A 6653-nucleotide genomic window follows, 5' to 3' on the forward strand; every position below is an offset into this window, starting at 1 on the left:
GCGCTGCAACCTTGACAACACAACCGCCAGTTGCGACAATCGCACAACTGGCGGCCACTCGCCGCAGCCTGCCGCCGGACTGCCGGACGCGCCCAACCTCCCGGCAATCAAGACGCGACACAAACACCATGGAAATCTACTGGATCGAAAACAAGCAGCGCAAAGGCCCCATCTCCGTAGCCGAAATCATCTCCCTTCTCGAAGCCGGAGACATCACACCGGAAACCAAAGGCTGGCACAAAGGCTGTTCCAAATGGCTGCCCATGCACGAACTGCCGGCCCTCTCCAGCTACTTCCACCCCCTCGAACCGTCGGAAGAATATCCGGAACTCCCTCCCATCCCGCATGACCTCCCGGCGGATGCCCAGCCCCCCGTCGCCGCCATCGACAAAACCACCCGCATCTTTGCCGTACCGGCACCTGTCCTCCGCCTCTGGGCCCGCGTACTGGACCTCCTGATCTACGCCGTCATCGCGCTCTCCATTCTGCGCCTCTGCAGCGTCGGCTTCCACCAAACCTTCGTCTCACCCATCGCATGGGCTCCCATGTTCCTCATTGAAGCATGGCTCATCTCCCGCTGGAGCACCACGCCCGGCAAATGGTTGCTCGGCATACGCGTCGTCACCTTTGAAGAGAAAAAACTCGGCCTTGGCACCTCCCTCACGCGCAGCATACAGGTATACATCTTCGGCATGGGGCTTGTCCTCACCATCTTCACCCCCATCATGATGCTCCTCTCGTGGTGGTCCCTCCGCAAACGAGGCATCACCATGTGGGATCAAAGGCTGCAAACCCTCCCCCTCGTCACGCCTCCCGCCCGGATGGAACGCATCCTCATCGCCGCCGTACTCATCTTCATCCTCATGGAAGCCATCGGATGGCTCTTCATGCCGTGGATGCCCGACTTCATGGCTCACATCGAAAGCATGAAAGGGCAGCTCGGGCAAACATTCGGTTCATAGCAGCGCCTCCTCGCTTCCGCATTCGTCCCAACTGGGCAGCCACACTCCGGGCTTCGCCATCGCGGCGGCAATCTCGTCGCGCACCCTCCGATACACCGCGAGCACCTCTTCCTCGACCGCAATCCCTCGCGACAAAGCGGGCGGATCGTCGAACGGCAGATGCACATGCCTCCGGGCCGGCAAATACGGGCAATTCTCCGCAGCGTGGCCGCATACCGTCACCACAGCATCCCATTCCACGGCAGGCAGCTCCTCCACCGTCTTGGAAAAATGCCCCTCCATCCCGAAACCGGCCTCCTTCATCACGCGCAGCATGAAAGGATTTAGCCCGTGCTTCTCGATCCCGGCGGAAAACACCTCCACCTCTTCGGAAAACGCCCGTCTGGCGAAAGCCTCGGCCATCTGGCTCCGGCACGAATTGCCTGTACAAAGAATCAGTATATATATCATCACATCAGAAAATTGAAAAGATAGCCCGAAAACACGATGAGCAAAGACACCGTCGCGAAAAAAATCCCGATCAGCTTCCACGTCATCACCTTCTTCAGCAAAATCGCCTCCGGCAGAGAAAGCCCCACCGTCGCCATCATGAACGCCAAAGCCGTACCGATCGGAATCCCCTTCGCCACGAACACCTGAATCACAGGCACGATACCCGCAGCATTCGCATACATCGGCACCCCGCACAACACGGCGGCAGGCACACCCCACCAGCTCTCCGCACCCAGATACTGCTCGAAAAAGCCCTCCGGCACATAACCGTGAATCCCCGCACCCACCGCAATCCCGATCACCACATACAGCACAACACCCTTCACGATACCCCATGCATCGGAAGCAATCTCGGGCAAACGATCCTTGAACGGCACATGCTTCTTCTCCCATGCGGCGCTCTCCCGTTCGGACTGGCTCAATAAATCCTTCACCCATGGAGACAGAAACCTCTCCAGCCTGAACCTCTGCAAAACCGCACCTCCCACCATCCCCAGCACCACGCCCGACACCGCGTAAATCGCCGTCACCTCCCAACCGAAAACGCCGAGAAACATCGCAATGGCCACCTCATTCACCAGAGGCGACGTAATCAGAAAGGCAAACGTCACGCCAAGGGGAATCCCACCCTTCACAAACCCGATAAACAGCGGAATCGACGAACAGGAACAAAAAGGCGTCACCGCCCCGAACAAAGCCGCAAAAAAATACTGCAACCCGTACAACTTGCGCGTCGTCAGAAACACGCGAATGCGATCCACCGGGAAATACGCATTCACCACACCCATCACAAGGCTGATCGCGTACAACAGGAAAAGAATCTTCACCGTATCGTACACGAAAAAATTCACCGCTTCCCCAAGCCTCGTGCCCGGCGAAAACTCCAGAACCGAAAAAACCAGCCAATCTGCAAAATCCTGAATCATAAAACAAACTAAAACTAAACAAGCAAAATACGGCTGAACAGCCAATACACACCGAGACCGAGGAAAAACCACCCCGTCGCCGCCTTCATCACCTGCTGAATCTTCGGCATATGCCGCATCACGGCAGCAGCCCTTCGCGCACTGAACACGAACAGCAGGGAAAACACGACCACAGGCAGAGCCGTACCCACCCCGAACAGGGAAATACCGAGCCATGCCCCCTCACTCCCGGCCTGTGCCGCCCAAGGCACGGCCGTTCCGAAAAACAGAGCGGCGGAAGGCGGACACATCGCCAGCGCAAACAGAAAGCCGAGAACCAGCGCACCAAAAGCCCCCGTCCGCCTCACCATCCTGCGGGCCGTTTCCCCATCCGGCTTCTTCCCGAACGAAAAAAACGGCACAAACCCCAGAATCACCAGCCCCGCCGCCATCATCACAGGGCCGAGATACACAGGAAGCTCCTCCTGCATCCAGAACGAAAGCATCGGCGCGGAAGCCAGCCCCTGGCTCACAAGCAAACCTGCCAGCACATAGGCAAGCACGCGCCCAAGCGTATAACAGGCCGACGCGATCAGCGACATCCTCCGCGAAGCCATATCCTGCGAGATAAAGCCAAGGGCGGCCACATTCGTCGCCAGCGGACACGGAGACACCGCCGCCGCCACTCCGACACCCAGCAAAGACAACAACTGCCAGTCCATACCCTTGAACCTCTCCCGTTCGAAAAAAACCCTATTTCACCCCGTCCACCTGCTTCCGAACCTCCTGAACCACATACTCCTTGAATGCGGCTTCATCACCGTTCAAATCCCAAATACGCTCAAGATTCTTCCAATCGGCCTCCTTGCCCTGCTTCCTGTTGCTCACGATCAAAGACTTCGTCGTCATCCCGTAATGGCGCACCGTCTCCGCATCCGCCGGAATCGAGCGGAAAACAAGACGCCCATCCTTCAGGGCATCGGCAAAACTCCCTTCCAGCGCCTCCTTGATCCACCCCTCCATCTTCACGCAGGTAGGACAACGCGCCCCATACTGGTAATACACCGCCTCTACCCCCTCCTGCATCACGGGCACTGCAACGGTATCAGCCCCGGCAGACTCCTTGCCGCTCCTGTTCACCAGCTTCACGACAGCCAGAAGAACCAGCACGGCCGCTATCCAGACAACAGCCTTCTTCCACCCGCCGCAGCCCGGCTTGCCTCCGCCACAGCATCCACCCTCTCCGCAACCGCATCCACCCGCAGATTCGGCCGGCTCCTTCCTGTCGCAACCGCCGCTGCAGGCACAACCGCCGGAAGACTCGGCCTTCTCCTCCCGGCTGCCGCAGCACCCGCCCTGCTGGCAAGCGCCATCGGCCTCCTGCAGCAAACCCTTCACAGCCTCCACAGAAGGCACCTTGCCGGAAAGCAGCACCTTGCCGTTCATCACCAGTGCAGGAGTCACCAAAACTCCGGCGGAGGCAAACAGCATCGGATCGGTCACCTTCTTCACCGGCACATCCCATTGAAGCTCCTGCACGGCCTGCTTCGTCACCTCCGCCAGCGATGCGCATTTCGCGCATCCCGGCCCATATACCTGAATTGTATTCATATGATTATTGATTGATATTTTGATAAATCTAAAATTGTTTGGATCTAAAAATCGTCTTTGCCTCCACTATCCCTGCTTCACCTGCGCGCAATCGAACCCTTCAGGCACGAAAAAACATTCTCCAGGCAGGGACAGGCCAAAGCATAATACACATTCTTCCCTCGTTGCTCGCACACGACCACTCCATGCTGCTTCAGCACATTCAAATGGCTCGAAATCGTCGACATATCCCTGCCCGAACCGCTCTGCAGCTCGCACACGCACCGCTCCCCATCCATCAGCATCTCCACCATCATCAGGCGCACGGGATGACCCAGCGCCTTGAACACGCCGGCCAACGCTTCAACCTCCCTGACTGTGGAAGAACAAACAGCCTCTGAACAAGAACATTCGGACATATGCAACGGATTTATTATTTTGAAAAACGTCAAAATGTAAAACCGTAAAACTGTCATACGCATCCCTCCATACTCCCCATCCCGTTCACCTGCCCCCGCAAGCATCACGCACCGCTCACTTTAGCCTTGAAATTCCATCCTGCTGCGGCATACTGGGCGAGTCATGGCAGACATACATCCTTCGGCAGTCATCCATCCCACCGCAAAACTGGCAGACGACGTCCAAATCGGCCCCTTCTGCGTCGTCGGCCCCAACGTCACCCTCGGCCCGGGATGCATCCTCCACAGCCATGTCGTCTTGGAAGGCCCCTCCACCTTCGGCAAAGGCAACATCTTCTACCCCTTCGCCGTCATCGGCCTCCGCTCCCAGGACCTCAAATACAGCGGAGAACCCACCTGGCTCGTCGTCGGAGACAACAACACCTTCCGCGAAAACTGCAACATCAACCGCGCCACCAGCCCGGGAGACAAAACCGTCATCGGCAGCAACAACCTCTTCCTCATCAACTCCCACATCGGCCACGACTGCATCGTCGGCGACCACGTCATCCTCTCCGGCTTCGCCGCTGCGGCAGGCCATGTCCAGATAGGCGACTACGCCATCCTCTCCGGATGCGCCGCCATCCACCAGTTCGTCCGCATCGGAGAACACTCCCTCGTCGGCGGCGTTGCACGCGTCCCGCAGGACGTCCCGCCCTTCACCATCGTCGAAGGTCACCCCGCAACCGTCCGGGCCATCAACACCATCGGCCTCTCCCGCCGGGGCTTCGCAGAAGACGACATCAAAGCGCTCAAACAGTGCTACAAAAAAATCTTCCTCAAAGGCTCCGCCCACCTCAGCGAAGCCATCGCCACACTCAAGGCCGACCCCAAATACGGAACCAACCCCTGCCTCCTCCGCATGGTACAATTCCTGGAAACATCCGAACGCGGATTCTGCCACTGACGGGCCATGAACCACATCGTCTTCGACCTCGACGGCACCCTCGTCGACTCCCTGCCCGGCATCGCCCTCGCCTTGAACCGCGCGCTTGAATCCCTCGAAAAACCCGCCCATACCACCCGGCACATCCGCACCCTCGTCGGTCGCGGAGCGCGGCGGCTCTGCGCCGATGCCCTTCCGGCAGACGAACAAAACCTCCCAGCCTCCATCGACGCCCTCCTGCAAGCCTTCATGCGCGAATACCCGCACACATGGCAGCAAGGCACCGTCCCCTACGAAGGCATACCCGCCATGCTGGAACGCCTCGCCGCCGAAGGAAACCGTCTCGCCGTCCTCTCCAACAAACCGCACATCGTCACCGCCCCCCTCGTCAAACACCTCTTCCCTGCCATCCCCTTCGCACCCGTCATGGGCTACACGCCCCAATACCCGCGCAAACCCGACCCCTCATCCCTGCTGCACATCGCCGCCACTTGGAAAACGGCACCTTCCGCAATCACCATGGTCGGCGACTCCCTGCACGATGCACACACGGCCCAAAACGCCGGCACGGCTCTCACCCTCGTCTCCTGGGGCTATGCCCTCACCGACGACCTGTTGACTACAGGAGCTCCTCTCTGCACCACCATCGCAGAACTGGAACGCAGCCTCCGCGCCGGAACTGGAATTTGGAGTTGACAGGAAGGGGCCTGCCATGCTAACTAGATAGCGGCTCTTTCGTCTCCCGATCCATTTGACAAACAATCCATCAACTAACATGTTCAAGACTCTCGCCACCACCCTCTGCCTCGCGCTCACCGCCGCCCTCTACACCTCCTGCGGCAGCGACTCCAACAACGCCACCGTACCCACCACCGACGCCCCGCAGGCCCCGAACCCGCTCGTCCCCATGGCCTACACCACCATGGACTTCAACAGCGACGGCCAAACCGTCTACACCTTCACGACGAACGGATACGTCACCTTCGGCAAAGCTGCCGGCAGCAACGACGGCTCGTACACCTACACTCCCGTCGTCCACAAAGTCGGCGAACCCGGCACAGCCACCCTCGTCATCCGCAGCCGCTTCATCACGAACGACCCGGACAACGAAGCCACCGAAGCGGAAGTCCGCACCTACGAACTCACCTTCACCAAGGAAGACAAAACCGCAAGAGTCTGGACAGCCCAAGGCACCATGACCAGCAACCTCAAACCCGGAGAAACCGTCAGCTACCCCAACATCACCATCACGCAGGAAGCCTCCTACAAATAACCGGCCCTTCCCGCCACTCCATTTTCAGGGCCGCTCCGCATGTCGGAACGGCCCGTTCTCATCTACCCCTGTCTCTTATACACATCT

The 6653-nt window shown here is 58.9% G+C and carries 9 protein-coding genes; 4 read left to right on the forward strand and 5 right to left on the reverse strand.

Translation table 11 applies throughout. The features are described 5' to 3' along the window. Positions 1–11: 11 nt before the first annotated feature. Positions 12–962 carry an RDD family protein gene (locus tag AC781_RS04510; protein ID WP_141675751.1) on the forward strand — a complete coding sequence of 317 codons (951 nt, stop codon included), beginning with the start codon at positions 12–14 and terminating at the stop codon, positions 960–962. Here AC781_RS04510 and AC781_RS04515 read toward each other — a convergent pair. From AC781_RS04515 to AC781_RS04535, 5 genes are all read right to left on the reverse strand, one after another. Continuing rightward, entirely contained in the window at positions 957–1412 is a 456-nt protein-coding gene (locus AC781_RS04515) for an arsenate reductase ArsC (protein WP_067774163.1), read from the reverse strand. The two genes, AC781_RS04510 and AC781_RS04515, sit on opposite strands and share 6 nt — an antisense overlap. Next, entirely contained in the window at positions 1412–2380 is a 969-nt protein-coding gene (locus tag AC781_RS04520; RefSeq protein ID WP_067774166.1) for a permease, read from the reverse strand. Before AC781_RS04520 ends, AC781_RS04515 begins: the two co-directional genes overlap by 1 nt. Before the next feature lie 14 nt (positions 2381–2394). Continuing rightward, positions 2395–3081 (reverse strand): urease accessory protein UreH domain-containing protein, encoded by a 687-nt coding sequence (locus tag AC781_RS04525; RefSeq protein WP_067774169.1) that lies wholly within the window; start codon positions 3079–3081, stop codon positions 2395–2397. A gap of 31 nt (positions 3082–3112) precedes the next feature. Next, positions 3113–3970: an MTH895/ArsE family thioredoxin-like protein gene (locus AC781_RS04530; RefSeq protein WP_067774172.1), complete on the reverse strand. Its 858-nt coding sequence runs from the start codon at positions 3968–3970 to the stop codon at positions 3113–3115. Between the two features lie 77 nt (positions 3971–4047). Next, on the reverse strand, positions 4048–4368 hold the full coding sequence (locus AC781_RS04535) for an ArsR/SmtB family transcription factor (protein WP_067774195.1): 321 nt from the start codon (positions 4366–4368) through the stop codon (positions 4048–4050). Between the two features lie 163 nt (positions 4369–4531). On the opposite strand from AC781_RS04535, the gene lpxA reads away from it, so the two are divergent. From lpxA to AC781_RS04550, 3 genes are all read left to right on the forward strand, one after another. Then, positions 4532–5314: an acyl-ACP--UDP-N-acetylglucosamine O-acyltransferase gene (gene lpxA / locus AC781_RS04540; RefSeq protein ID WP_067774175.1), complete on the forward strand. Its 783-nt coding sequence runs from the start codon at positions 4532–4534 to the stop codon at positions 5312–5314. Between the two features lie 6 nt (positions 5315–5320). Beyond that, positions 5321–5989, forward strand: coding sequence for an HAD family hydrolase (locus AC781_RS04545; RefSeq protein ID WP_067774178.1), 669 nt, complete (start codon positions 5321–5323; stop codon positions 5987–5989). Between the two features lie 79 nt (positions 5990–6068). Continuing rightward, on the forward strand, positions 6069–6566 hold the full coding sequence (locus AC781_RS04550) for a hypothetical protein (protein ID WP_067774181.1): 498 nt from the start codon (positions 6069–6071) through the stop codon (positions 6564–6566). Positions 6567–6653: the final 87 nt, after the last annotated feature.

It is taken from the genome of Neoakkermansia glycaniphila, assembly GCF_001683795.1.
In the GTDB taxonomy this organism is placed as follows: domain Bacteria; phylum Verrucomicrobiota; class Verrucomicrobiia; order Verrucomicrobiales; family Akkermansiaceae; genus Akkermansia; species Akkermansia glycaniphila.

Excerpts from the sequence above, each read along its gene's own strand:
- AC781_RS04520 (WP_067774166.1), bottom strand. The coding sequence starts at position 2,380 with ATGATTCAGGATTTTGCAGATTGGCTGGTTTTTTCGGTTCTGGAGTTT.
- AC781_RS04535 (WP_067774195.1), bottom strand. The coding sequence starts at position 4,368 with ATGTCCGAATGTTCTTGTTCAGAGGCTGTTTGTTCTTCCACAGTCAGG.
- AC781_RS04525 (WP_067774169.1), bottom strand. The coding sequence starts at position 3,081 with ATGGACTGGCAGTTGTTGTCTTTGCTGGGTGTCGGAGTGGCGGCGGCG.
- AC781_RS04515 (WP_067774163.1), bottom strand. The coding sequence starts at position 1,412 with ATGATATATATACTGATTCTTTGTACAGGCAATTCGTGCCGGAGCCAG.
- AC781_RS04550 (WP_067774181.1), top strand. The coding sequence starts at position 6,069 with ATGTTCAAGACTCTCGCCACCACCCTCTGCCTCGCGCTCACCGCCGCC.
- lpxA (WP_067774175.1), top strand. The coding sequence starts at position 4,532 with ATGGCAGACATACATCCTTCGGCAGTCATCCATCCCACCGCAAAACTG.
- AC781_RS04545 (WP_067774178.1), top strand. The coding sequence starts at position 5,321 with ATGAACCACATCGTCTTCGACCTCGACGGCACCCTCGTCGACTCCCTG.
- AC781_RS04530 (WP_067774172.1), bottom strand. The coding sequence starts at position 3,970 with ATGAATACAATTCAGGTATATGGGCCGGGATGCGCGAAATGCGCATCG.